At 41.8% G+C, this 352-nt stretch carries 1 rRNA gene; it reads left to right on the top strand.

Going from position 1 to position 352, the window contains the following annotated elements:
• Nucleotides 1-42 precede the first annotated feature (42 nt).
• Nucleotides 43-158: ribosomal RNA gene (gene rrf / locus AAGG74_RS23500) — 5S ribosomal RNA — on the top strand.
• Nucleotides 159-352: the final 194 nt, after the last annotated feature.

Here is a 352-nt window from a genome sequence, read left to right as displayed (position 1 = left end):
TTACATCTGTTATCTAGTTTTGAGAGAACATCTCTCATTTTGTTTGGTGGCGATAGCGAAGAGGTCACACCCGTTCCCATGCCGAACACGGAAGTTAAGCTCTTCAGCGCCGATGGTAGTCGGGGGTCTCCCCCTGTGAGAGTAGGACGCCGCCAAGCAATTGCACGTTAGTGTAATTAAAAAACAAAAAAGTTGTTGACTTTGATAAAGTAGCGTTGTATACTGATAAAGTTGCTTTAACAAAGCGAACAAACAAAATGATCTTTGAAAACTAAACAAGACAAAACGTACCTGTTAATTCAGATTTAAAAAAATCGCACAGTGATGTGCGTAGTCAGGGGCCTGCACATTG

Origin of the sequence: Bacillus mexicanus, assembly GCF_050445615.1 — a bacterium.
Taxonomy (GTDB): domain Bacteria; phylum Bacillota; class Bacilli; order Bacillales; family Bacillaceae; genus Bacillus; species Bacillus mexicanus.
The sequence above is the reverse complement of the archived record's forward strand: the minus strand, read 5'-3'. Positions and strand labels throughout refer to the sequence as shown.